The sequence below is a fragment of the Paenibacillus sp. VT-400 genome, assembly GCF_001029205.1.
In the GTDB taxonomy this organism is placed as follows: domain Bacteria; phylum Bacillota; class Bacilli; order Paenibacillales; family Paenibacillaceae; genus Paenibacillus; species Paenibacillus amylolyticus.
Window position 1 is genome coordinate 1039150 of the sequence record NZ_LELF01000067.1, and the last position, 23783, is coordinate 1062932.

At 46.2% G+C, this 23783-nt stretch carries 21 protein-coding genes; 17 read left to right on the forward strand and 4 right to left on the reverse strand.

All coding sequences use genetic code 11. The features are described 5' to 3' along the window. The first annotated feature begins 168 nt into the window (after nucleotides 1-168). From EL84_RS15460 to EL84_RS15480, 5 genes are all read left to right on the forward strand, one after another. Nucleotides 169-2991 (forward strand): endo-1,4-beta-xylanase, encoded by a 2823-nt coding sequence (locus tag EL84_RS15460; protein WP_053061506.1) that lies wholly within the window; start codon nucleotides 169-171, stop codon nucleotides 2989-2991. A gap of 265 nt (nucleotides 2992-3256) precedes the next feature. Then, nucleotides 3257-5737: an EAL domain-containing protein gene (locus EL84_RS15465; RefSeq protein ID WP_047842289.1), complete on the forward strand. Its 2481-nt coding sequence runs from the start codon at nucleotides 3257-3259 to the stop codon at nucleotides 5735-5737. A gap of 284 nt (nucleotides 5738-6021) precedes the next feature. Continuing rightward, on the forward strand, nucleotides 6022-6606 hold the full coding sequence (locus EL84_RS15470) for a restriction endonuclease (protein WP_076318325.1): 585 nt from the start codon (nucleotides 6022-6024) through the stop codon (nucleotides 6604-6606). Between the two features lie 117 nt (nucleotides 6607-6723). Beyond that, complete coding sequence (locus tag EL84_RS15475) at nucleotides 6724-6957, forward strand: hypothetical protein (RefSeq protein WP_047842290.1); 234 nt, start codon at nucleotides 6724-6726, stop codon at nucleotides 6955-6957. 3 nt (nucleotides 6958-6960) lie between these two features. Further along, nucleotides 6961-7239, forward strand: coding sequence for a type II toxin-antitoxin system RelE/ParE family toxin (locus tag EL84_RS15480; RefSeq protein WP_047842291.1), 279 nt, complete (start codon nucleotides 6961-6963; stop codon nucleotides 7237-7239). 139 nt (nucleotides 7240-7378) lie between these two features. Here the strand turns inward: EL84_RS15480 and EL84_RS15485 are convergent, their stop codons facing one another. Then, entirely contained in the window at nucleotides 7379-8815 is a 1437-nt protein-coding gene (locus EL84_RS15485) for a SpoVR family protein (protein WP_036610000.1), read from the reverse strand. Next, entirely contained in the window at nucleotides 8812-9981 is a 1170-nt protein-coding gene (yhbH, locus tag EL84_RS15490; RefSeq protein WP_036609998.1) for a sporulation protein YhbH, read from the reverse strand. The genes EL84_RS15485 and yhbH overlap by 4 nt, the downstream gene beginning before the upstream one ends. A gap of 254 nt (nucleotides 9982-10235) precedes the next feature. Here yhbH and EL84_RS15495 point away from each other — a divergent pair, with 254 nt between their 5' ends. The 10 genes from EL84_RS15495 to EL84_RS15530 all read left to right on the forward strand — a co-directional run bounded on the left by EL84_RS15495 (nucleotide 10236) and on the right by EL84_RS15530 (nucleotide 20456). Next, nucleotides 10236-11570 carry an MFS transporter gene (locus EL84_RS15495; RefSeq protein WP_047842292.1) on the forward strand — a complete coding sequence of 445 codons (1335 nt, stop codon included), beginning with the start codon at nucleotides 10236-10238 and terminating at the stop codon, nucleotides 11568-11570. A 425-nt stretch (nucleotides 11571-11995) separates the two neighbouring features. Beyond that, nucleotides 11996-13264, forward strand: a complete 1269-nt coding sequence (locus EL84_RS15500) for a sulfotransferase family protein (RefSeq protein WP_047842293.1) — start codon at nucleotides 11996-11998, stop codon at nucleotides 13262-13264. Then, nucleotides 13261-15192, forward strand: coding sequence for an asparagine synthase-related protein (locus EL84_RS15505; protein WP_036609989.1), 1932 nt, complete (start codon nucleotides 13261-13263; stop codon nucleotides 15190-15192). The genes EL84_RS15500 and EL84_RS15505 overlap by 4 nt, the downstream gene beginning before the upstream one ends. 65 nt (nucleotides 15193-15257) lie before the next feature. After that, nucleotides 15258-15392, forward strand: a complete 135-nt coding sequence (locus EL84_RS31770) for a paeninodin family lasso peptide (RefSeq protein WP_200868501.1) — start codon at nucleotides 15258-15260, stop codon at nucleotides 15390-15392. Between the two features lie 53 nt (nucleotides 15393-15445). Further along, entirely contained in the window at nucleotides 15446-15583 is a 138-nt protein-coding gene (locus tag EL84_RS31775; RefSeq protein WP_174806426.1) for a paeninodin family lasso peptide, read from the forward strand. A gap of 139 nt (nucleotides 15584-15722) precedes the next feature. Then, complete coding sequence (locus tag EL84_RS15510; RefSeq protein WP_053061507.1) at nucleotides 15723-16670, forward strand: hypothetical protein; 948 nt, start codon at nucleotides 15723-15725, stop codon at nucleotides 16668-16670. Beyond that, nucleotides 16667-16966, forward strand: coding sequence for a lasso peptide biosynthesis PqqD family chaperone (locus EL84_RS15515; protein ID WP_017689560.1), 300 nt, complete (start codon nucleotides 16667-16669; stop codon nucleotides 16964-16966). Before EL84_RS15510 ends, EL84_RS15515 begins: the two co-directional genes overlap by 4 nt. Nucleotides 16967-16970: 4 nt before the next feature. Beyond that, entirely contained in the window at nucleotides 16971-17453 is a 483-nt protein-coding gene (locus EL84_RS15520; protein WP_017689559.1) for a lasso peptide biosynthesis B2 protein, read from the forward strand. A gap of 52 nt (nucleotides 17454-17505) precedes the next feature. Continuing rightward, a complete protein-coding gene (locus EL84_RS15525; protein WP_235431616.1) occupies nucleotides 17506-18639 on the forward strand; it encodes a nucleotidyltransferase family protein in 1134 nt (377 codons plus the stop codon). Then, nucleotides 18639-20456, forward strand: coding sequence for an ABC transporter ATP-binding protein (locus EL84_RS15530; protein ID WP_200904560.1), 1818 nt, complete (start codon nucleotides 18639-18641; stop codon nucleotides 20454-20456). The genes EL84_RS15525 and EL84_RS15530 overlap by 1 nt, the downstream gene beginning before the upstream one ends. A 79-nt stretch (nucleotides 20457-20535) precedes the next feature. Here EL84_RS15530 and cysC read toward each other — a convergent pair whose 3' ends face one another. Beyond that, the gene (cysC, locus tag EL84_RS15535; protein ID WP_047842296.1) at nucleotides 20536-21174 is read right to left on the reverse strand and encodes an adenylyl-sulfate kinase; all 639 of its coding nucleotides are present in this window, start codon (nucleotides 21172-21174) and stop codon (nucleotides 20536-20538) included. Between the two features lie 207 nt (nucleotides 21175-21381). On the opposite strand from cysC, the gene EL84_RS15540 reads away from it, so the two are divergent. Further along, on the forward strand, nucleotides 21382-21792 hold the full coding sequence (locus tag EL84_RS15540; RefSeq protein ID WP_036669870.1) for a hypothetical protein: 411 nt from the start codon (nucleotides 21382-21384) through the stop codon (nucleotides 21790-21792). 97 nt (nucleotides 21793-21889) lie between these two features. Next, nucleotides 21890-22669: a delta-lactam-biosynthetic de-N-acetylase gene (gene pdaA / locus EL84_RS15545; RefSeq protein WP_036669871.1), complete on the forward strand. Its 780-nt coding sequence runs from the start codon at nucleotides 21890-21892 to the stop codon at nucleotides 22667-22669. Nucleotides 22670-22864: 195 nt separating this feature from the next. On the opposite strand, the gene EL84_RS15550 is transcribed toward pdaA, so the two are convergent. Next, nucleotides 22865-23713 carry a DegV family protein gene (locus tag EL84_RS15550; protein ID WP_036669872.1) on the reverse strand — a complete coding sequence of 283 codons (849 nt, stop codon included), beginning with the start codon at nucleotides 23711-23713 and terminating at the stop codon, nucleotides 22865-22867. Between the last annotated feature and the right edge of the window lie 70 nt (nucleotides 23714-23783).

The window sequence follows — 23783 nt, forward strand, 5'->3', positions numbered from 1 at the left end:
ATAGTTTAACGGGTAAACAAAGTTTACTGGCAATCGTATAATGAAAGTGCTTACAATTTTCTGTCCATTAGCATCTATCCATCCTGTATAACGATCTTGTAAAGGGCTGGCACATGGCAGAGCAAAGGTTATTCTTCACAAACAACAACGAACCAAGGAGGAGATCGGATGCATTTGAGAAAATGGTGGAGCTTGTGCTTGTCGGCTGTATTGATCTTCAGTTTGTTCCCAAGTGTGGGAACAGGAGGGACACGTGCTTCGGCAGCGGACGTTAAGACTGGCGATGATAAAGTACTGTTCAAGGCTGATTTTGAAGATGGTGTGTTGGGACAATGGCGTCCACGTGCAAGTGAAAAGCTTGATATCGTAACGCAAGTAGGTCATGACAGTACACGCAGCCTGAGAACCTCTTCACGTACCGAAACGTTCCATGGACCCTTAATTGAAGTAATAGATCATGTACAGAAGGGCAGCACGGTTCATATTTCGTTTTGGGCCATGTACGATGAAGGGCCGGACAGTCAGGTCCTTAACGGTGCACTCGAGAAAGAATACAATAAGGACGCTTCGAGTCTTGAATATGCTACCTTTGCCTCCGCTACCTTGAACAAAGGACAGTGGAAAAAAGTCGAGGCAGATGTGGTGATTCCCGAAGAAAATAGTGGCATCACAGGATTCCGCATGTATGTGGAGACACCATGGAAGACGTCAGCGGAAGTGACGCCGGCAGATACGATTTCATTTTACGTGGATGATGTTCTGATTACGGCTGCTCAGAAAATTGAAATTGAGAAGGATATTCCGAATCTGGTCGATATCGTGGGACAAAATTACGCAATGGGAGCTGCCATCAACCAGTCTGCACTAGACGCGGAAAACCAGCATTCCCAGTTGTTGACGAAACACTTTAATAGTATTACAGCGGACAATTTTATGAAAATGGATGCGATGCAGCCCAAGGAAGGAGAGTTTGTCTGGTCAGAGACAGATCGCCTGGTGAAGTTTGCCGAAGCAAATGACATGGAAATCAGAGGTCATACGCTGTTATGGCATAGTCAGGTGCCAGAGTGGTTCTTTACAGATCCAAACGATGCTTCGAAACCTGCCACGCGGGAACAGTTGCTTGCACGGATGAAAACCCATATTCAAACCATCGTGACCCGCTACAAAGGAAAGGTTCATACATGGGATGTCGTCAATGAAGTCATCTCGGATGGAGGCGGCTTGCGGAATGAGGCCAGTAATTCCAAGTGGAGAGATATTATTGGGGATGTAGATGGCGACGGAGATGACAGTGATTACATTGAGCTGGCTTTCCGTTATGCACGTGAGGCTGACCCCGATGCTGTACTGGTGATTAATGACTATGGAATGGAGGGCAATGGAAACAAGGTGAATGATATGGTGAAGCTTGTAGAGAAGCTGCTTGCCAAAGGAACACCGATTGATGCGGTTGGATTCCAGATGCATGTATCCATGTACGGACCGGATGTAAAGCTCATTCGTGAGGCTTTTGAGAAAGTGATCGCTCTTGGTGTGAATGTACAGGTTACAGAGCTGGACGTTTCAATCTATTCAAGTAATTCTGAACTGGAGATGCCTGTCACAGATGAATTAATGCTGCAACAAGCTTACCGTTATCGTGAACTGTTCGACCTGTTCGACGAGCTGGGAGAACGCGGCGTAATGGACAGTGTTACAGTATGGGGACTTGCGGATGATGGTACATGGCTTGATAATCATCCGGTCAAAGGACGCAAAGATGCACCATTGTTATTTGATCGTAAATTAAAAGCAAAACCGGCATTTTGGGCACTGGTGGACCCTACCACCCTTCCGATCTATCGTAATGAATGGACGGCATTGAAGGCCAGCCCTTCTTTCCCGAATCACAAAGGACAGGAAGATATTCTTTGGGGTGCTGTGAAAGGACTCGAAATTAATCATCTGGCAGATGGTACTTCTGCGGTTACGGGTGAGGCTCGTATGATGTGGGATGCCAAAAAGGTGAATTTACGAGTGGAAGTGAAGGATACCACACGTCGCAAAGGGGATCAGGTCCAGGTTTTCCTCGCGGAAGAAGTCAAGGGGACAGGCGCTGTAACTTCTGAAGCTGATCTGTCTGCCAAGAAGAAAAATCCGCCGTCTGCAAATGGTCAATATACATTTAAACGGGATGGCGCTAAAGGCAAAGATAAAAATACTTACAACGTACAGGAGACAAAAACCGGGTATGTTGTATACGCATCACTGCCTATGTCAGCTGCTTTACTTACCGAAGGCCAGGTCTTGTCTCTGGATTTTCGGATTACGGATGAACATGCTGCTGGAAAGACAGCGACCATTGTTTGGAATGATATTTCCAATCAACAGCCTGACAAACCAGCCAACCGGGGCAAACTGAAGCTCGGTTCTGTCTTGAAACAAACGAAGGTCACTTATGGCAAACCTGTCATTGATGCAAAAAAGGATAACGTCTGGAAAAAGGCTGCATCTGTTAAAACAGATGTCTGGGTGGTCGGAAACGCCGGTGCAACGGCGACTGCACAGCTGTTATGGGATGAGAAATACCTGTACGTATTGGCAGATGTGAAAGATCCATTGCGAAGCAAATTAAGTTCTAATGCACATGAGCAGGATTCGATCGAGATTTTTATCGACCCTAGCAAAGATCAGACAACATTCTATCAGGAGGATGACGCCCAGTACCGGGTCAATTTTGATAATGAGGCTTCTTTTGGTGGAAATGCACGGAAAGAAAGTTTCAAATCAGCTACCCGATTAACAAGCGGAGGGTATACAGTTGAAGTGGCAATCCCACTAGACAGCGTTCGTGCTGAAGGGCAAAGATGGATTGGGTTTGATCTTCAAGTTAATGATGATGGCGCGGGAGATGGCAAGCGAAGCAGTGTGTCCATCTGGAGTGATTCATCAGGTAATTCTTATCAAGATACTTCCGGTTTTGGCAGTCTGTTACTGACTCGTAAATAGAATATTTAGTTGTGAATTAGAATATGAGAATGTTAGTTATTCAACATTGTATATCTGGAAATAAGTGTTGATTTTAAAGGCTGGGACGTTTAGACTATATACATTCATATAAACGGGTTCCAATGTATGACAACGGCCTCAACTAAGTCTGTTGTCACGAGTCAAATGATGCGGAGGGAGTGCCTGTCATCCAGACAGCGCACTCGCTTCTTTTTTACATTTTTGCATACATACAAGGCATTTCCCGGTTGAAAGGACAGAGTGAGTGGAGCACCTACATGGCACGTACAACTTAGAACTTGTTATTTTATCCTATATTATTGCATCGTTAGCTTCATACGCTGCCCTTGACCTTGCAGGCCGTGTAAGTCAGGCTAGCGGGATGGCGCGGAATGTATGGCTTACCTGCGGTGCAGTATCGATGGGGCTGGGAATCTGGTCCATGCATTTCGTAGGTATGCTAGCTTTTGTTCTGCCTACGCAAGTCTCCTATTCCACCGGTAAGGTTGTTTTATCTGTTCTACTTGCTATTGTCGCATCGGGGGTGGCCTTGAACATTGCGGGTAGACAATCGGGCAGGATAAGCAAACTCATGATTGCTGGAGTACTGATGACCGCGGGGATCAGCTCGATGCATTATGTGGGAATGGCAGCGATGTCAATTCCGGTTACGTATGAACCAGGCAGAGTGGTGTTATCTATTCTGATTGCAGCGCTTGCTTCATTTGCGGCATTGTGGCTCATGTTTTTCTTCCGTTATCATCAATCAAGACATACCTGGGTTTACAAGATGGGCAGCGGTCTCATTATGGGTATTGGAATCTCTGGCATGCATTATACCGGGATGTCAGCCGCACATTTCCATCATTCACATGGCTCGAAGGTAAGTTCAGGTATGCAGATTGAGCCAGGTATTCTCGCCTACTTGATCGCATCGGGCACATTTATTGCTTTGGGTTTGACGTTGTTTGGCATATTTATCAATCAGCGAATGTCACAGAAAGATCGACGGATTCATGAGAATGAGCAATGGTATCAGGCCCTGTATCATAACCATTCGGATGCTATTATTTCAGTGAACAAGGAAGGTATTGTTAAAGGGATTAATGCTGCTGTAACAACAATCACCGGATATCCTGAAAAAGAGGTCATGGATCGTTCCATTGATGAGATCGCTCAGCAAATCGATATAGAGTGGATAAGTGAATTTGATTCCATCGATTGGGATGATCATGGGCTGGAGCAGGCGCACTACATGGCCAAAATGAGAGATGTACAGGGTGAACTTCTGGACCTTAGTATTGTTGTAGTTCCTGTTGTCATTGATGGCAGACATGTGGGAAGTCACATTTTGATCAAAGACGTAACGGAGGAGAAGCAGGCTCAGGAGAAGATTCGTCACCAAGCTTTGCATGATCCGTTGACGGGGTTGCCCAATCGGCGCAAGTTGGATGATGTGCTGGCTTGTACGATTAACGATTCAGCAGAAAAAGGGAACTCTTTTGCCGTTATGGTGATGGATATAGATCGTTTCAAGATGATTAATGACTCGCTGGGACATTCCATTGGAGATGTATTTCTAAGAGAAGTGAGCAACCGGATCATGAAAGCCATAGAAGCTTCTGATCCCTTGGCTATGGAAAATGTCATGCTGGCCCGGATGGGCGGGGACGAGTTCACACTCGTTGTGACCCAGGGTCAAGCGACAGAAGTAAGAGTGGCAGAACTTGCAAAACAGATTGTTGAAGCCATTCAGTTACCTTATCGACTGAAGGAGAATGACTTTTACGTAACCGCCAGCATTGGAATTGCGATGTATCCGGATCATGGAGTGGGCGTGGATGCTTTGCTGAAACATGCGGACTCCGCCATGTATGAAGTGAAGAAAAACGGCAAAAATGGTTTCCAATTCTACACGGCCCAACTGGATTCGGAACTATATGAACGCATTGAGCTGGAGGGTTATCTTCGTAAAGCTTTGGAACGTGATGAGATGGTCCTGTACTATCAACCACAGATTCGTACCGAGGATAGCCGCATGATTGGTGTGGAGGCTCTTATACGTTGGAACCATCCACTCAAAGGTCTGCTCGCACCCAATGTGTTTATCCCGCTTGCAGAAGAGACAGGCATGATCTATGAGATTGGCAATTGGACGCTCCGGGAAGCATGCAGGCAGATGAAACTCTGGCATGCCAGTGGCGGACCACTCATTCCGGTATCGGTTAACTTGTCCAGCCAGCAGTTCCACCAATCCAACTTGGTAGAACAGGTCAAGAATGCACTCTTGGAGACAGGGCTGGATGCTCGATATCTGGAGCTGGAAATAACAGAGAGCATGATGATGGATGCAGCCGTATCCACGGCGATCCTGAATGAACTGACAGCACTGGGTGTCAAGATCAGTCTGGATGATTTTGGTACGGGATACAGTTCACTCAGTTATCTGAAGCATTTCCCGATTCACAAGCTCAAGATTGATCGTTCGTTTGTGACGGACATTACAGAGAGTCACAGCGATCAAGCCATTGTGGCGACCATTATATCGATGGCACAGAATCTCAAGATGGAAGTCATTGCGGAAGGCATTGAGACGAAAGGCCAACTGGATATTCTGATGCAGAATGACTGCCGGGAGATTCAGGGCTATTATTTCAGTCGCCCACTGCCGGCAAGTGAAGTGGAGCATGATTTTTTTGTGCCGCTGCGATTACAGGGTAATGGTACACCACCGGCACCATCCTAATTTTATGTATGCCAAGCGGCAAGTCCCCGTTTATGTCGGGAACTTGCTGCTTTTTTATTTCTTATGTTAGTCAGTTATACTTTTGAGGAAAAGTTAGATCCAATATTTAAGAAAATTCATTATATATTCCGAAAAAAAAGCATTTTAGTTAAATTAAATCGGAGGATGTCAGATGAGTTCCCTCCAATTCTGATAGGGGTTATCTGGTATCATCCCGACAAGAGACAAATTGATTGAAACGACAAAGCGTTGGATATGATGGAAATACAAAGGAGTGACAATAAATGACCATGTTATTCACTATGCTGCTTATTTTTTCGTGCTACCTTGTTTATCTGTGTTACAAACAAAAACAAATGTTAGATGAGTACAGCAGTGATGCCTCTGATACTTTGTCAGTGCATAAACATATGAAGGAGACTCTTCGAATCGGTTTGTATAACCGCTTTAAACGAGACCTGGAAGAGGAGAAAGAAGAAAATCCATTATTGTTCGAACGTTTTGTAGCAGAGATCATGTCATCTGTTCGAGGCGGTAACACATACGTGACGAAGAGCTCAGGAGACTTCGGCATCGATATTGAAGAGCAAACTGACGAAGGACTATACCTAGGTCAAGTGAAATGTTATAACGATATGAATTTAGTCGGTTTTGGTCCGATTGCGATAATTCACTCTCAGATGGTTAAGCAAGATGCTATTGGTGGTTATGTGATAACGACGAGCGACTTTACGAGTAACGCCCGTAACTATGCTGAAGGATTGGATATCGATCTGATTAATGGCACACAGTTGGTGGAGTTATGGTTGGAACATTTGGAGACTAAGAGTGAACGTGTTATAGTGCTGAATCCTGTTCCGCAAATGTAATCGACAAAAAGTAATGGTTTCATGGCTGGGCTGAGATGTCACCTAGTTGTATGCTATAATTCAGGTAAAAGTATGATTCACCAAATTTAGCGATATCATCAAAGGAGGTTGCGAAGGATGAACTTTAGTCTTAAGGCTCCTGATGGCACTGTCATTGAATCCTATGAGAAGGATCATAAGGAATTCATTCGTATTGCCGGTCTGGAATATGAAGTCTATAACCCGGTGGATGAGCTAGACTCCGATCCGGAGATACGGCAAATGATTGAAGCTTCTGAGAAAGACATAAAACAAGGCAAGCTGTATTCAACAGATGACTTGATTGAACTGGTGAAGCGTGGTGAGCTGTAATTGATGGTTCAATGGACCGCCACGGCAATGAACCGACTTCGCCAGATCAAAAGCGAACATTTTACAGATCAAGAAACGATGGAATACAAAATGAATCTCATTCGCCGTGTTGAAGAGAAGATCGTTACTATGGGAACAATGTTGCCGTCTCGTGAGTACCGCAACACGTACTACTGTTTCGTGGATCGATACGTTGTATCTTACAAGCTGTTGGACAACGGTGAGCGATATGTAATCACTTCATTTAAGCATGGTGCAATGAAACGTAATTTTAAATATTAATTATGAAATGCCAAGCGGCAAGTCCCCGTGTATGTCGGGGACTTGCCGCTTTTTTTATGTCTTATCTTTTATTAATCATTAAACTCATCCATGATAAGCACATTTATATTTTCGTTTCCTATAATGATAATCGAAAACCTTACATAAACTTGCGGTGGTGTTTCTTGCCATCATACGTAAACCAGATCGGTTTATCCTCGACACGTGTCTCGACATGTACGGTACGCCCCCAGAGGCGATACAGATAAGGCAGGGTGCGTTCCATATATTTCAGATCCAACTCGATGCCTTCATATTGATGTTTCAGCACGAGTTCTCCTGTCCGCAGATAATCAGCATCTTGCACGACCAAGTAAGGGGAGCCCCCGTTGACACGTGAAAATACGAGCTGATCCCGTATGTTCTCCCAGGACTTGTCGGTGATTTTCCAGTCCGGGCCTTTTTTCTCAAATACGTAGAGGTCCAAATCCTCGGTTAATTGTTTGGTCATGTAATTGCGGATAAAGGAGGTATCGGAATCGAATTCACGCACCTCGAACATTTTGGCACGACCTTGGCCTGGTTTGCGGCCCCAACGATCCTGTTCTTCCCGGGTTGGGTTATCCCAGCGCCGTTCAATATCCTCGAAAATCTTCAGTCCCAAATAATACGGATTCAGACTTTGTTTGGATGGTTGCACCACGGAGGAGTTGAGTTTCGCAAATTCGATCGTATCCTCACTGTTCAGATCAAGCTCACGGATAATGCGTTGATGCCAGTAAGATGCCCAGCCTTCGTTCATGATTTTGGTTTCCATCTGTGGCCAGAAATATAACATCTCCTCACGCATCATACTCATGATATCCCGCTGCCAGTCGGTCAACACTTCCGAGAATTCCTGAATAAACCACATGACATCCTTCTCCGGTTCAGGCGGAAAATGATGGACCTGAATACCTTCAGCGGGTGCTTCTTCCGTCTGCACGTCATCAAGTGACCATAGATCATCATAGCGACCTTCCGGCCGTGGTTTTTTCTCACCGCGCTGCTCCCGCATTTTCATCTCCATGTAACGTTGTTTGTCCAAATGGCGGGGTTTAATCAGCTGTGGGTCCACATGTTCCTGAATTGCGATCACGGCATCGATAAATGCTTCAACCGCTTCCGTTCCGTACTCCATCTCATAATTGCTGATGCGATCCGCCGTAGCAGCCATGCTTTCGACCATATTACGGTTGGATTTGGAGAAGCGGGCATTGTTTTTGAAAAAATCGCAGTGTGCCAATACGTGGGCTACGATCAATTTGTTCTGAATCAGGGAATTGCCATCCAGCAGGAAAGCATAACAAGGGTTGGAGTTGATGACAAGCTCATAAATTTTGCTGAGTCCAAAATCGTATTGCATTTTCATCTTATGAAATGTTTTGCCAAAGCTCCAGTGGCTGAATCTGGTCGGCATGCCGTAGGCTCCAAATGTATAAATAATATCCGATGGGCAGATTTCGTACCGCATGGGGTAATAATCCAGGCCAAAACCATTGGCAATCTCCATAATCTCGGCAATAGCGTATTCTAGGTCGCGGATCTCATCTGTCATCTAACGCTGCCTCCTTCCCGTTTCTGGAAAAAGCTGCGCAAAGCTTTGTACACTTCGCCTTTTTCTTTGATCACATAATACATGAACTGATCCATCTTAATATGACGATAAGCCGACATCAGTGTGCTACTGCGGTTGTACTGATTCACTTCGCCGTATCCAAACATGTTGCTACGTTTCATTAACTCACCGATCAGCTTCACACACCGTTCGTTATCCGAGGTCAGATTATCCCCGTCAGAGAAGTGAAAAGGGTAGATGTTGTAGCTTGAAGGTGGATAACGACTGTCAATAATATCCAGTGCCTTCATATATACAGAGGAGCAGATGGTGCCTCCGCTCTCGCCACGGGTAAAGAACTCTTCTTCGGTTACTTCCTTGGCTTCCGTATGATGGGCGAGGAAAACAATCTCAACTTTCTCATACTGACGGCGTAGAAAACGGGTCATCCAGAAGAAAAAGCTGCGCGCGCAGTATTTCTCAAACGAACCCATGGACCCGGATGTATCCATCATGGCAATAATAACGGCATTGGATTGTGGAATGATTTTGTCTTCCCATGTCTTGTAGCGCAGGTCATCCGGACTGATGTGATGGATGCCTGGCGTACCAGTCGTTGCATTGCGACGCAGATTCTCCAGAATGGTACGTTTCTTGTCAATATTGGACTGCATGCCTTTTTTGCGAATATCGTTGAAAACTACCGTATGTGTCTCAATCAGGTCTTTGTCTTTCTGCTTCAGATCGGGTAATTCCAGCTCAGCGAAGAGCATATCTTCCAATTCCTCAATACTAACTTCGGCTTCCACAATATCATGACCAGGCTGATCGCCAGCTTTTTCGCCTTTGCCGGGTTTCTGCGAAGCAGAGGGATCACGACCGATGACGTCTCCGACCTGACTGTCACCGTCTCCTTGACCGACATGTTTTTGCTTCTGGTAGTTATACACAAAACGGTACTCATCCAGACTGCGGATTGGTACCTTGATGATTTGTTTTCCATCAGACATGATGATGTTTTCTTCCGTAATCAGATCAGGCAGATTCTGCTTGATGACATCTTTCACCTTTTGCTGATGGCGCTGTTGGTCCTGGTACCCTTTGCGGTGAAGCGACCAATCTTCCTTCGACACAACGAACGAGTAAGGCTGGTGTGAATTTGACATGTAGGCACCCCCCATTGATTACGCGGCACAGTTTGGCCTGTCGGTAATTAAGTATATTCACGGGCGAGGACGATATGTGATGAGAGTGGATATAAAATGATACAATTACGCAAGTTCACCTCAGAGGTAAGGTGAGTCGTAAGAACAGAACTGCACCATTTTTTACAATAACAGTGAACAAGTGTGATATCCTTCCTATACAATAGGAGAAAGACATCAATCATTTAATAGATGCATGTAAAGGAAGGATTTATGTGAATAAAAAGGCGATCAAGGCTTGGATTATGTATGATTGGGCCAACTCGGCTTATGCAACAACTGTGCTTGCCGCAGTACTGCCCGTATTCTATGCTTCGGTGGCTGCCGCAACGCTGGATACGGATACCGCCGCCTCCTATCTGGCCTATACACACTCCATTGGCATGTTGTGCGTAGCTCTGCTAACACCGTTGCTAGGCACGCTAGCTGATTTGTCAGGACGGAAGGGCGACTTCCTGCGTGTATTTGCAATTATAGGCGTCCTTGCCACATTGGGATTCAGCGCAATCGGTGAAGGGGACTGGTTCCTTGCTTCCGCGTTGCTGGTCATATCTACGATTGGTTTTGCAGGTGGTAATACCTTTTACGATGCAATGCTGCCGGATCTGGTACCCGTGGAACGAAGGGACATGATATCCTCCAAAGGTTATGCCTATGGTTATATTGGAGGAGGCTTGTTGCTTGCAGTGAACCTGCTGATGATTCAGCAACCGGGCTGGTTCGGGATGAGCAGTACACTGGCAGGCACAAGACTTGCTTTCATCTCCGTCTCGTTGTGGTGGTTGCTGTTCTCGATACCGATCTTCCGCCATGCTCCGAGACGGCCTGCATCACCGGATCTGCCCGGAACGTGGACAGGGTATGCTGCGGTGGGAGTGCGCAGACTGCGGCAAACCTTTCGTCAGATGCGGCGTTTTCCCCAGTTAATCCGCATGTTGGTGGCTTTCTGGTTTTTTAATGACGGCATTAATACCATCATTCTAATGGCTACGATCTATGGGACAAGTATAGGCATAGGCACAGCCGACCTGATGCTCGCGCTACTGTTAACCCAGTTCATCGGGTTCCCGTGTACATTGTTACTGGGAGCATGGGCACAGCGTTGGGGAGCAAAGCAGGTATTAATCGTTAGCTTATCGGTCTACATATGTATTGTGATTCTCGGTTATTTCATGACACAAGCGATCCACTTCTACGTACTCGCCGGGTTGGTTGGTGTCGTGCAGGGTGTGAGTCAATCCACAGCGCGTTCCCTGTTTAGCAATCTGATGCCAGCAGGCAGAACAGGAGAGTATTTTGGTTTTGTGAATATTACAGGCAAATTCTCTTCGATCTTTGGTCCATTTGTGTTTGGTTATGTTGGGCAGATCACGGGTTCCACACGTTGGGGTATTCTGTCGCTCATCTTCTTTTTCGTCGCGGGCATTGCTGTATTGTTAACCGTGAAGGTACAGAAGGGGTTGCAGGATGCTACACGGGCAGATCAGGAAGAAGAGCGAAATGGGAGCGTTGGAGCTACTGGGAAAAGTTCAGATGTAAGATTTACCTGATGGTTGTTCACCCGTTTTCATATTAAGTTTCTCAACGGATTACGTATGGCTTCAGGCATTGTTCCTCACAGAACATGTCTGGAGCTTATTCGCGTTTGTGCAATCAGAACATAATTGATCCATGAATAAGTGCTTAAATGACAGACAGCAGAATACAGTGAAAGAGTATCAATTTATGAAAAGGTGAAAATAAAAGATTGACATGATACATTTTGTATCATAGAGTAAAACTATAAATACATATTGTATCTGAGAGTTGTCGAATGTAATCATGTGTTTTGCTTCATTCCCGGGTGAACTTCCGACGGAATATTGCAAAATGCTCACCTATAGCATGCATATTACTCGTTTTGCCAAACACAAAGGTAGAGTCTGGTCTATCCCAGCTACACAATTTATACTAATGAACAGAGGAGAGGCTGCCATTGATCGATGCTCAAGGTAACGGACTTGTTTTCTTACTATGTGTTCCCCGCAGTGGTAGTTCCTTATCCACCGTAATGCTGCAAAATCATAGTCGTATATTTGCCACCCAGGAAATGTGGTTTCTGATGAATCTTGTCGATTTACCCAAGGCTGATTCACGTGCTTACGGTGGCAGCTCCATCATGCGCCAGTTCTACAATGCCATGGTATCTGAGGATGTCTTTGAGAAGGCGTGCAGAAGTTTTGCTCTTGAAATCTACAATGGATTCCTGGAGGGGAGCGGAGCAGACTTCATCGTTGATAAATCTCCACGGTACTATTACATGCTGGAATGGCTGGATCGTCTGTTCCCTCAGTCCAAGCGTATTCATCTCCAGCGTAATCCTCTGGCCGTAGCAGCATCATTCAAAAAGGTAAACCGCCATACAGGAGAAGGATTCGACCTGATTCATAGTCTGCAGAGCCCCAAATTAAATATGAAATCCGTAGATCTCACACTTGGGATGCTCCGCTTGAATGATTATTTTGCCAAACCCCACTCCAATGCGTATGAATTGCAATATGAACGATTGGTTTCCAATCCTCAAGAAGAACTTGAGAAACTATGTGCGTTTCTGGGAATTCGATATGAACAGGGAATGGAGCAGTATGGACAGTTTCTGGACAGTGCCAAGTCTGACATGTTCTACAGTATGGGCGTGGGTGATCCTTTCCTCTCTTCGCATCAAGAGGCACATCAGGGTTCTGTTAACAACTGGAAAAACATATTAGAACCACATGAAGTTGAACTGTATTGCCGTGTGATGGGGGCAGATCTGTTCCACCAGATGGGATACAGTGAACAGCTCGCAGAAGCCGAACAATGGACGGGTGTACATTATGATGCAAGTCCGGATCAAGAGGTCATTGATCGAATCACGCATCAGTTGACAGCAGCGACCGGTTGCCACTGGCAACCGCAATACCGAATGCAACCGGCAGATTCTGTCGTTCATGATCCGGTTGGGAATCTTAATGACCCAGTTGTCGAAGAACCGGAAAAGACAGACCCGACGCTAGCTGCACTGGTAACGATCAGACAGTTGCAAGCCGCATTACGGGCAGCAGATCATCGTCTGGAACGGGGTTACAGTGAGCGAGAACGCTTGAAAGTCCAGCTGGCTTCTGCTCAAAGCAAAATACAGCGTATCAAATCATGGGTACCATTTGGTCATCAGATCAGCGCCTGGGCTTCACAGCGCAAGATTCTACGGGGAGGCAAGTCATGAGCGCCATAGCAGGAATTGTTCACAACGATGGTCAGCAGGCGCTATGGGAAGACAGCTGGCGTCTGTACGCAAGCCTGGGGCATGTCCCTGCGGATACAACAGGAGTGTGGAAAGGCAATGAGGCGTTCCTCAGCTGTCATGCCCAATGGATTACACCGGAATCGGTTAGCGAGAAGTTGCCTTTATATGATGAGGAAAGTGGTCTGACCATCACGGCAGATGCCATTCTGGATAACCGAGAACAACTGGCAGATCAATTACAAATATCCAGAGCTGAACTGGCTATGTTGGCGGATAGTGAATTGATCTTGCGTGCCTATCAGCGCTGGGGAGACGATGTAGCCGTCCGATTGCTGGGGGATTTTGTATTCGCGATATGGGATGAGCGGAATCGAAAACTGTATGCAGCGAGAGACATTACAGGCATGAGAGCTTTTTATTACCGACATGATGGTTCACGTTTTGCTTTCTGCACACTGATGAATCCGTTGCTCGGGCTTGAAGGGGTACATAAAGAACTTGATGAGACCTGGCTGTCCGAATTCCTTGCCATTCCTGACATGCATGATTCAGCAGATATCAATTCAACTGTATATCGGGGAATAAGCCAGCTGCCTTCTGCACATACACTTGTCTTCCGGGATGGGAGACTGGAGCTGAAGCAATATCATCGCTGGAATGAAGTGGAACCTCTAAGGCTTAAATCCGATGGCGAGTATGTAGAAGCGTTTCGGGAGGTCTTTGGGCAGGCGGTTGGATCACGATTACGAACGCACAGACAGGTGGCTGCTGCATTAAGTGGCGGACTGGACTCGGGAGCCGTGGTTGGTTTTGCATCCGGAACACTGAGAAGTCAGGGCAAACGGCTGCAGGCCTATAGTTATGTTCCCGTACCCGATTTCACAGATTATACGTCGAAAACGTTGCTCGCAGACGAACGGCCCTTCATACGTTCCACGATTAATCATGTCGGCAATATCACAGAGAACTACCTCGATTTTGAAGGCAGAAGTCCACTCAGTGAAGTAGATACCTGGCTCGACATTATGGAAATGCCCTATAAATACTTTGAAAATTCATTCTGGATTCGCGGATTCTATGAAAAAGCGAGCCAGCAAGATGCAGGCATCCTGCTCACAGGGGCACGTGGTAATTTCACCATCTCCTGGGGACCGGCTCTGGATTATTACGCCAGTCTACTGAAAAGTGGCCGCTGGTACCGCTGGTTCCGTGAGATGCAGCAGTATAGTGAACGAACGGGCATGCCTTTCTCACGTATAGCCAAGATCACCGGGAAAAAGGCATATCCGGATTGGTTCAAGGCTCAGTCCAAAGGAGCCAGCCAGGCCGCATCCGTACAATTGATCCATCCTGACTTTGCGCAGAGAACGGGTGTACTGGAAAGACTCAAATCCATTATTGTTCTGCAGGGCGGTGCCCAGGCTGATGCACTCAAAGTACGTGCCGAGAAATTTAATAACCTGGCCATCGCCAACAAAAACGGTGCTGTAGCTACGAAATGTTCTCTGCGTTACCGCGCTTGGGAACGTGATCCGACAAGTGATGCCAGAGTCATCCGGTTCTGTCTGTCCGTTCCGATTGAACAATATGTGAAACAAGGGACGGATCGTTCATTGATTCGCCGGGCTACTTCACCGGAGTTGCCTGACAAGGTCAGACTGAATCAACGGGTACGGGGTGTGCAGCCTGCAGATTGGTTACATCGCATCATTCCAAATTGGGATGCCTTTACCGCCGAGTTACGTGCTTTGTGTTCTGACAGCAAGGTCGCTGGCATATTAAACACGGAGCGTATCAAGTCTGCCCTGGCCAACTTTCCAAGTCCGAGACCAGAGCTTGCTTCACATCCTGATCTGCGATTGATGATGCATAGTCTGATTGTCTATCGGTTCATTCGGAAATTCTGATATAGCCCGGTGAACTGTGGGCCCGGATTTTTCTTACAATTGACTCATGATAGGAGGTGAATACGATGCAAATGGAAAAAAAGGAATGGCAAGCACCAGCACTGGAAATATTGGAAGTCAACCAAACAATGGCGGGCACAGGTTACAAACATATCGACTGGGTTACGGTTCACGATGCGGATCTCTACGGAACAAGTTAGAAAGCTTTACCATATGCCATCATACTTAGAAGTGCGAAAAGGAGGTGAATACGATGCAAATGGAAAAAAAGGAATGGCAAGCACCAGCTCTTGAAGTGTTGGAAGTCAATCAAACAATGGCCGGTACTGGCTACAGACAAATTGACTGGATCACGGTTCACGATGCGGATCTGTACGATCCAACTTCCTAAGTTGTTTAGTTTTATGAAGTGTCATCATACTTAAAGGGCGGAAATGCAACAAATCCAGCTTTTCGCCTCCGCCCTTATATTTAGCAACATGAATATAAGGGCTTTTTTTTACATTTTATTACGAAGGAGGCGTCGTTCATTGTTGCCTGTGCATTATGTGGCGTATGGTCTGCGCTGGTCGAGTCAAATTCGAATGCCTGAACTACAGATCGCACCCAAGGATGCAGAGACTGATTTTGATGTCGTGGATGTGCACATCGAGTCTTCAGATCTGACCCTATTGTGGGAGGGTTGGGATGTAGGCAACGACAACTTTGTGGCACGAGAGGGCAGTCTTTTTTTCAAAATCGAAGATACAGGTCTGTTTCTAATGGAACAAGGAAAGCGCATTGTTGTATCCCCTCAGCCAGGAGCGGATGAGAAAAAGGTCAGATTATTCATCCTGGGCACCTGTATGGCGGTCATTATGATGCAGCGTGGCATCCTTCCATTGCATGGTAGTGCAGTGGTTATTGATGGCTGGGCTTACGCATTTGTCGGACATTCGGGAGCAGGCAAATCGACACTGTCGGCCGCACTGGCATCACGCGGATATCCACTTCTCACCGATGATGTTGTTGCACTGACCTGGGATGCCGGAGGAAGAGCTATCGTATCACCTGGTTACCCGCAACAGAAGTTATGGCAGCCCAGTCTGGACGGCTTCGGCATGAAGGAACAGGATTATGCAACGGTTCACGCAGAGATTACAAAGTATGCGATACCTGTTCAGCACTATTTTCATGAGATGGCCGTACCACTAGGTGGAATATTCGAACTTGCTCCACAACCGGAGGCAAACCATACATCTGTTCAACTGGTGGAAGTGACGGGGCTAGAACGACTGCATCTGTTATGCTCGCATACGTTCCGTGGTGGACTCGTTGCAAGACAGGGGCTGGCACAATGGTTGTTTGAGACGGCTTCAAGACTTTCAGCAAGTGTGGAGATTGGCAGATTGGTCAGAACGGGTGCTGAGTTTACAGCATTTGAGATGGTGGATCGGATCACAGATCATATACGTAAAGGAGTGCATACAGGACAATGACAGCGACTACGCCGATGAATGTGGAAGACCGGGTAACCCGGAAGGAAGGCAATCTGGTCAGTGATATGGGCAGTGAGAAAGTCATGATGAGCATTAGCTCTGGAAAATACTATAATCTCGGGAGTACCGGTGGACGAATCTGGGACCTGATCGCAGAAGAACGCACGCTGGGTGAAGTTGTTGAGGTACTTGCTGCGGAGTATGAGATTGAGCCAGATGTATGTCGTGAGCAGGTGGTGCAATTCCTGGAACATCTGTCCCGTGAAGGTTTAATCGACGTTACTCGCGGAGTGTAGAATGATGTTGCGAAAAATAAAGGCTTATCTCTCGCTCCCGCGGTCGATGCGTCGACTGGTATGGGAGGCCTATATCCTCCTTGGCTGGGCACGCATACAGAAGGCTATGCCATTTGCCAAAATCGCGCCAGGGCTGGGTACGCCTATGGTAGAAACACCGATGACAGGACTCGAACGCAGCGAGGTCATCACTATACGGAATATTTCCAAAGCAATTTCGCTCGCCAGCAAATATACGTTATGGGAAAGCCGCTGCCTTGTAATGGCGATTGCCGGGATGAAGATGCTTGAGCGACGCAAGATAGAGAGTACGTTATATATGGGGACTGCACGGAATAAGCAAGGACATATGATGGCTCATGCCTGGCTGCGAAGTGGTAAATTGATCGTGACCGGAGCTGATACTATGGACCAATATACGGTTGTCGGTGTGTTTGGCAAACGGTGTCCGGAGAAGGGATCTGGGGAGATTGTCTATGATACATGAAAGTGAACTCTATTCATCAGGGTTTCCGAAGGAGCTTAAGCTGATTTTGAGCATGATTAGAGGTGATCTGACGGCTCTATCCCCTGAAGAACTCAAGGCGGGTTTGCAAGGAACCGATTGGCAACTTTTTCTGCGGCTTGTCTATCATCACCGTTTATACTCTGTCCTTTATGTGAAAATGAAAGAATTCAACTCTGCAATCATTCCTGCAGATGTTATGGAGAGTCTGAGACAACAATATACGGTCAATACGTTCCGCATGTTACATCTAACAGCTGAAATGGAGCAGGTGTGTGGTGCTTTTCGTGAACGCGGTATCCGCAATATTACACTAAAGGGACCAGCGCTCGCCCATGATCTCTATGGCGATGTATCGATGCGAACCTCCAAAGACCTGGATATCCTGATTCCGTTTGATGATGTGGAAGCGGCTGAAGGCATTCTGGCTACCCTCGGATATGTATCCAAGGAAGGGGAGCGGGCACCTACGGTGCGCAGCTGGAAATGGCGGGAACATCATATCTGTTACACCCATCCGGTCAAAAGGACTCAAGTGGAGATCCATTGGCGCTTGAACCCGGATTCGGGCAAAGAAACCGATTTTGAATTGCTGTGGAAACGCAGCCGGTTCAGTTCATACACACAGACACCTGTCCGTATGCTCGAACAAGAAGACCTATGGGCTTATCTCGTAACCCATGGTGCACGACACGGCTGGTTCAGACTGCGCTGGTTACTGGATATCGACCAGATGATCCGCAGCATGCCACTTGATGTGAAGAAATTAGAGAGACGTCTGAAAGCGGAGGGGCGTTTATCGATCGGTTCGCAGGCTCTTCACTTAGCCTCAGATCTGTTGAATACGCCGCTGGATGTAGAGTACAGGTCCTTGATGTCCTTAAGTGACCGTACAGGCAAGCGATTAGCCAACGAAGGCGCAAAGTTCATGAACGACATGCTGGAAAGTCCGGCTGATATGAAGTCTTATCAATCGTATTTGTTTAAACTTCGAAGTACAAAACAGAAATGGTTTTTCTTTATTGAACGTTTATATCCAAGTACATGGGATGTGGATCAATTGCCACTTCCACGTTCTTTGTTTTTTCTATACTTTCCGTTACGTCCGTTTCTCTGGTTCTGGCGGCGAATTAAAAGGTATACGGTGACGGAAAGGGGTAAAGTATGATCTCGGAATTAAGGTATTTCATGCGAAAGTTGCATCATGTCACGGGGCCCATTTTATATTGGAATCTGCTAGGGATGATCTGTATCAGTCTCATGGAAGGGATCGGTATCTACATGCTTGTTCCGATGCTGAGTCTGATTGGCATATTTGAGATGGGCTCCACAGGCTTAAACATTCCCTGGCTTGGCGACGTGTTGAATCGTTTTTCTGAAAATAGCCAATTGTTACTCGTATTGTTCACCTTTGTGTTGATTGTCTCCGGACAGGCCTGGATGCAGCGTCTCCAGACGATCCGTAATACTCGAATCCAACAGCAATTTGTACGAACGCTGCGCATGGAAACCTATGGTGCTATTATTATGGCGCAATGGTCATTTTTTCTCCAAAAACGAAAATCCGATTTTAACCATATATTAACGACTGAACTTGCACGTGTGAGCCAGGGAACGAGCATTATGCTGCAAATGGCAGCCTCTCTGATCTTTACGGGCATTCAGATCGGTCTTGCTTTCTGGTTATCCGCCAAGCTGACGGCACTTGTGCTGGTCTGTGGATTGGTATTATTTATCGTCTTACGAAAATTCGTCAAGCGGGCCAAGCAGATCGGAGACCAGACCTCTGAATTCTCGCAAAGTTATTATAACGGCATTACCGAGCATTTTAACGGCATTAAGGATATTAAGAGCAACATGCTTGAGCGCTCCCACATGAACTGGTTTGAGCGCATGTGCAGACAGATAGAACGCAATGTCATTCAATTTAGCCAATTGAACAGTGGAACACAGCTAATTCACCGGATGTCCGCGGCAATCATTATTGCGGCATTCATCTATCTTTCTCTCCGTGTAATGACGGTGCCACCCGCAAGTCTGCTGCTCATCATCCTAATCTTTTCCCGCTTATGGCCAAGGTTTACGGCAATTCAGTCCAATCTGGAGTACATCAGCTCCATGCTGCCTGCATTTCGGGTAGTCAGAGAATTACAAGCGCAGACGGCGAAGAGTCGTGAGATTAGTGAAGAGATTGCTTCGGCAGGAGACGTTGGAACTGATGGGATTCAACCTATGGAACTGAAGGAATCTATCACCTGTGAGGATGTCTGCTATCGCTATGAGGGAAGTGATGCTTACTCATTGAGAAATGTGCAAGCTTCGATTCCAGCAAGGGGTATGACCGCAATTGTGGGGAAATCCGGAGCAGGCAAGAGCACGCTGATAGATCTGATTATGGGCCTTGTGAGGCCTGAAACTGGTCGTATTTTGATTGACGGTGTTCCTCTGTCAGAAGAACGATTATTGAGCTGGCGAAGTTCAATCGGATATGTCTCCCAAGATCCATTCCTGTTTCACACAAGTATTCGTGAGAATCTGCGTCTGGTTGATCCAAATGCAAGTGAAGAACAGATGTGGCAGGCTTTGCAATTTTCCTCCTCTGCAGCATTTGTACGGAAGTTGCCTCAGGGTCTGGATACGATTATTGGTGATCGGGGTATTCGTCTATCCGGGGGTGAACGTCAGCGATTGGTGCTTGCCCGGGCTATGCTGCGTAATCCTTCTGTATTGGTACTGGATGAAGCAACGAGTGCGCTGGACAGTGAGAATGAACAGTACATTCATGAGGCGCTGGAACGGTTAAAAGGACATGTGACCATTATCGTGATTGCACACCGATTGTCCACGATTCGGACGGCAGATCGTGTAATTGTACTTGATGAAGGTCGGGTGATTCAAGAGGGCGGGTACCAGCAGTTATCAACTGATCCGGTAGGGACGTTCAGCAAACTTTTGAACATGCAAGCGGGTGTTGTGGGACAATAAGTAGGTTATGACATAACGTAAAGAGGCGCGCCACGATTGGTGCGCCTTTCATGTAAGTAGTTAGTATAATGAGCAAGAATTAATGAACGAGGGCTGTTTTCGTAGGAAGCGGCAGTTGAAGAGCACCGATCTGCTCCAAATGCTGTACGATCTCTTGCACGGCTTCCTCAATGGACCATTGCTCTGTATCGATGATAAATGAAGGAGATTTGGGTACATCATAGGGGGCGGAAATGCCTGTGAAATGCGGGATGTCACCATTGCGTGCTTTTTTGTATAGACCCTTGGGATCACGACGCTCACATTCTTGAATTGAACAGCGCACATAGATTTCAATGAAATCATCTGGTTCAAATAACTGTCTAACCATCTCCCGATCCTGTTCATGAGGAGAGATAAAAGCCGAAAGTACAAACAACCCGGCGTCTACCATTAACTTTGATACTTCACCAATTCGCCGCAGATTTTCTTGACGATCCCCTGCTGTAAAACCGAGATCACGGTTCAGTCCATGACGTACATTATCCCCGTCCAGAACATAACAGCGTACGCCTTGATCGGAGAGATACTGCTCCAGGGCAAATGCAAGGGATGACTTTCCTGCACCTGATAACCCGGTAAACCATATGGCACGACTACGGTGCCCATTATGCTTCTCCCGGTCTTGCCTGTTGATGCTGGATGATTGCCAGGTTATATTGCGCTCTTCCTTTGACATGAGTATCCCGCCTTTTCCCTACCATGATATGTATAATATTTTAACATATTTACAAGATTATAGCACCTTGCAGATTTCTTCAAAATAAGCGTGAATCGACAAAATATCGGGTATAGATGTAGTACATACATAAGCATTATGCATATATCCAAGGAGTATTTTGAATAGAATGATGCAAAATGCTCACATCGCAGGAGGAACAATGTCATGAACAAAAACATACAAAACATACAAGTTGGGTTTAAATGCCCGGATTGCCAGCAGGATATCCGAGCGGAATTTATAGATGAACAGGTCAGCACGGTTCGTTGTAAAGGTTGTGACAGAGCGTATACACTTTTGAAGCCAACCATCGGTGATGAGATTCTACTGGATTGGGAGCAGGAGGCTTTGTATCACAAGCTGAGGGCAGAGCGGTCCGAACTGGAGAATCACAATATGTCGGCCTTGATTATCAAAGTTATCGAGTTGCTTACATGGCGTGATCGGGGAGATGGACAGACCCGTGCCATACAGACCGTGAGGGAATGGCTTGTTTCCAGTGGCAAACCTCAGACCTTACTTGAATTGTTCCATCAATCTCAGTCACAACCTGAAAATAAACGTTTCGATCGTTAATGATTTACATACATTAGCCGTTACTGTGGCATATTACCTGAAGGTGTTCGTGTGTGCAAACGACTAACCGAATTTTTCAGGAACAGGAGCGGATAGAATGAAGCGAATGGTTCTATATATACTGTTGGGACTGTTATCCATCAGTATGGTACCGGCACAGACTGAAGCGTCACCGGTTACCGGAGCGTATCACTTTGGCTTCAAAAAAAGTCAAAACGGTCAACTGCCCTCCATTGATCAGGAAGGCTTTAAATCAATCTTACAACATAACGATGCCATTTTCCTGGGGGATACAAAACAGAAGGAATTGTATCTCACGTTTGATAACGGGTATGAGAATGGATTCACACCTGCCATACTGGATGTTTTGCGTACCAAGAAGGTGCCGGCGGCTTTCTTTGTGACAGGTCATTATCTGAAAGATCAGCCTGAGTTGGTCAAACGTATGGCGGCTGAAGGTCATATTGTCGGTAATCATTCATGGAGTCATCCGGATATGACCCGCATCTCCAATGAAAAGCTTAGAGAGGAACTTGAGAAGGTCAAGACGGAGGTCAATCGGCTGACCGGTCAACAAGCGACCTTTTTACGGCCACCGCGTGGAATTTTTAACAATCGTACGCTTGCAGAGAGTCATGCCCAAGGGTATGTGAATGTGTTCTGGTCTGTTGCTTATAAAGATTGGGATACCAATGTGCAGCGTGGCGCACAATATGCTCATCAACAGGTGTTGAAACAACTCCATCCGGGTGCTGTCATTTTGCTTCATTCGGTATCCAAAGATAACACGGAAGCTCTGGGTTCCATTATTGATGAGGCCCGCAAGCAAGGATACGCATTCAAAAGTCTGGATGATCTGCGGACCAAAAGTTATTGATCCTGTATCATAATGAGCAATGGACCAAGTGTAGGTCATTCAAAAGTTTAGCAAAAATATTAAAGGGCATCCTGAGCGATTAAGCTCGGAATGCCCTTTTTTGTTTATAACGGTATGCCAGTCCAAGTATTGGATGTACCACATACAGATTTAGAAGAAAGGATTGGGTAATACGATACGATGTAACGTGTAATACTATAAAACAGTATTATAGATGATTCCAATCGTTTTCGGGCCGCAATGACTGCATACTACACAACCAGCAGTGGTTAGTTCAACTCGGGCACCCGTCTGTTCCTGCAAAGACTTCTGCAAGTCAAGCGCATCCTCTTCAGCCATGGTGTGCACAACAATCAGCAGGTCTGGATCGATCTGATCCTTCTGGCTGAGCGTATTATTCAGCATTTGTTCCAGAGCTTTCTCCCGTTTCCCGCGCACTTTATAGGCAGGTGCCATCTTGCCATCTGTTACCCGGATGACAGGACGAATCTTCAACAGGCTTCCAATCAGGTTCTGCATGCCCGAACAGCGTCCGCCTTTATGCAGATACTCTAGTGTATCGATAACAAACTCCGTGCGTACATTTGATTTCATCGCCTCAATCAGGTGTGTAATCTGAGTCAGGTTTTGTCCTTTATCAGCAGCATTAACAGCTTTCATTACCATCAGTGCAATTCCTGATGAGAGATTCTGTGAGTCAATGACCGATATTCGACCTTCCGGGAACTCGGAACTAGCTAGTCGTGCATTTTGATAGGTAGAGGAAAGTTCAGAAGATAAGCTGATATATAAAATCTCATCCCCTTGATCTATGTAAGGTTGAAATGCCGTTATGAAGTCAGCGGGGGAAGGTGCAGCTGTTTTGGGAAGACGCCCATCTTGGCTAACACGTTCATATAGCTGTTCAGGCTTAATCTCAGCACCGTCTTTCAGTGATTCTTCACCGAACACGACATACAAAGGGATGATACCGATATCGTGCTGCTGGATCCATTCTGGAGCCAGATCACTTGTGCTGTCCGCAAAAATTTTGATTCGTGACATGTCAATCTCCTTTGAAAACAATGATTTTGGCAAAAAATATAGATTATACTTATGTGTAAACCCATTCATT